We start from the raw sequence: 2301 nt of genomic DNA, 5'->3' as shown, positions 1-2301 counted from the left end.
CGAGGGCGCCGGCGACGCCTTCCCCGGGGACTGCTCGGGCGACTGGGCGGGCGGCCGCTGGTGCGCGGGCGGCGGCACCGGGGCAGGGGCCGAACGGCTCGGCGCGGGTTGCGTGTGGGCGGGCTGGGAAGGCGTGGGCGCCGGAGCCGACTGGCTCGGCGCGGGCGCGGGCTGGGTCGGCGCGTGGCTGCCGGGAGCGGGCGCGGGCTGGCTCGGCGCAGGCGCCGGTTGGCTGGGAGCCGGGTGGCTCGGGGCGGGCGCGGGCTGGGTCGGCGCGTGGGTGCCCGGAGCGGGCGCCGGCTGGCTGGGAGCCGGGTGGCTCGGCGCGGGGTGACCGGGTGCGGGTTGGCCGGGCGCGGGGGCCGGGTGGCTCGCGGGCGGGGTCGGGGACGTCCTGGCCGGCGGCTTCGGGACGTCCGGCTTCGGCTTCTCGTGCGGGACGGGGTGCCCGTGCCGGAAGTAGTCGCGGAGCTGGTGGACGGGGATGACCTGCGCGCCCTAGGCGTCCGGGGGCATCTCCAGGATCCAGCCCGGCCGGATCAGGCTCGCGATGTGCAGGCGGCTGCCGTCCGGCTGGACGTGCCCCTTGTTCAGCTCGAAGATCTCGTTGTAGCGGCGGCCCTCGCCGAGGCTCTTCTCGGCGATCTCCCAGAGGCTCTCGTGGTGCCGTCCCTCCGGCGGGTTCACCCGGTAGATCTTGGTCGTGGCGGCCTTGTCCACCGGGTTCCCGCTGAGCGCCTCGGCGACCTCGCGCTCCGGCGCGGCGGCGGGCGCGGCCGGACGGTCCGGGACCGCCGACACCGGCAGCCGGTGGAACTGCTCGGTCTGCGTGGTCGTCACCGGCGGCCGGACCGACAGCTCCCGGCCGCTGAACGCGGGCACGATCGCGCTGGTCGCGGTGAACAGCAGCAGCGCGGCGACGACGAGCCGGTGGACGAGCGACTGCGTGCCCCCGGCGAGCGGCACGCGGGCGGGCACGCCGACGCCGCGGATGCCCGCGTACACCTCGACCACGACGCAGAGCGCGAGCTGCAGCCAGGCGAGCCAGACCAGCGCCACCAGGATGGCGAGCAGCGCGGACGGCCCGATCCGCTGCGTCAGGTCGGACATCGCGGGGACGTGGTCCGGGACCGGGGAGCCGAACAGCGTCAGCAGCGCGTACGGGACGCCGAGGAGCAGCGCCGCGAGCGCGAGCAGCGCGCCCACGCCGGTGAGCACGTCGCCGGCGCCCCGGCGGCGCCGCGGTGGCCCGGGCCGCCGCTGCCCCTGCCCGAGGCCCGGACCGCCAGCCTGTCTCGTCGCCATCGCGCCCCTACAAGTCGGGAGATCTGCGGGTCTGAGGTCGCATGGCCATCGTAGACAGGCGCGCCGGGCTGGCAATCCCATGCTGACAACGATCCCGCGACGGACGGTATTGCACCAGTCGATGCAAAACGGCTAGGGTCACGTCCATGGCGAGACCGCGCACCTTCGACGAGGACCGGGCCCTGGACACCGCGATGCGGCTGTTCTGGGAGAACGGCTACGAGGCCACCTCCACCCGGGACCTGTGCGGCGCGCTCGACCTCGACCGCAGCAGCGTCTACAACGCGTTCACCAGCAAGCGCGAGCTGTTCCGGCGCGCGCTGGCCCGCTACACCGAGATGATGACCGCCGGGCAAGCGGAGATCCTCGACGAGCCGGACGGCGGCCCGGCGCTGGACCGGATCCGGCGCGTGCTCGCCCGGGTGGTCGAGCAGGAGCACGCGAACTTCCGGGACGGCCGGGGCATCGGCTGCCTGTCGGTGAACACCACGACCGAGCCGGCCGGGCGCGATCCCGAGATCGCCGCGCTCCTCCACCGCGACGCCGAGATCCGCCTCGCCGCGCTGCGCGGGGTGATCGAGGCCGGACGGCGCGACGGCTCGATCACCTCAGCCCGCTCCCCGGAGGACCTGGCCCGCTACCTGAACGCGGTCATCGCCGGGATCCGGATCTCCGGCCAGGGCGGCACGCCGCCCGAGGCGCTGGCCGCGATCGCCGACACCGCCCTGGACGCCCTGACCTCCTGAAACACGCCCCCGCCCGGTCCCACGCGAGGACGCGTGAGACCACGGCGTTCGCCTGCCCACGTTTTACACCGACCGATGCAGAATGGAGCCCCCGCATGCCCCGTGCCATCCACGTCCTGGCCCTCGGCATCTTCGCCATGGTGACCAGCGAGTTCGTCGTCGCGGGCCTGATGCCGCAGATGGCGGACGGCCTGCACACGACCGTCCCGAGGATCGGCTACCTCATCACCGCGTTCGCCGCCCGCGCGCC

3 protein-coding genes and 1 pseudogene are annotated in these 2301 nt (G+C 75.1%); 3 read left to right on the top strand and 1 reads right to left on the bottom strand.

Going from position 1 to position 2301, the window contains the following annotated elements; genetic code table 11:
- A partial coding sequence (locus tag AB0J52_RS36940) for a hypothetical protein (protein WP_500187556.1) occupies window positions 1-334 on the top strand: 334 nt, incomplete at its 5' end.
- 164 nt (window positions 335-498) lie between these two features.
- Here AB0J52_RS36940 and AB0J52_RS36935 read toward each other — a convergent pair.
- Window positions 499-1218 (bottom strand): LysM peptidoglycan-binding domain-containing protein, encoded by a 720-nt coding sequence (locus AB0J52_RS36935; protein ID WP_500187555.1) that lies wholly within the window; start codon window positions 1216-1218, stop codon window positions 499-501.
- Between the two features lie 233 nt (window positions 1219-1451).
- Between AB0J52_RS36935 and AB0J52_RS36930 the strand changes: the two genes are divergently transcribed.
- Window positions 1452-2051, top strand: coding sequence for a TetR/AcrR family transcriptional regulator (locus AB0J52_RS36930; RefSeq protein WP_500187554.1), 600 nt, complete (start codon window positions 1452-1454; stop codon window positions 2049-2051).
- 95 nt (window positions 2052-2146) lie between these two features.
- Window positions 2147-2301 (top strand): annotated as a pseudogene (locus AB0J52_RS36925) (MFS transporter); the annotation flags it as partial.

It is taken from the genome of Spirillospora sp. NPDC049652 (genome assembly GCF_040675125.1).
Taxonomy (GTDB): Bacteria; Actinomycetota; Actinomycetes; order Streptosporangiales; family Streptosporangiaceae; genus Spirillospora.
The sequence above is the reverse complement of the archived record's forward strand: the minus strand, read 5'-3'. Positions and strand labels throughout refer to the sequence as shown.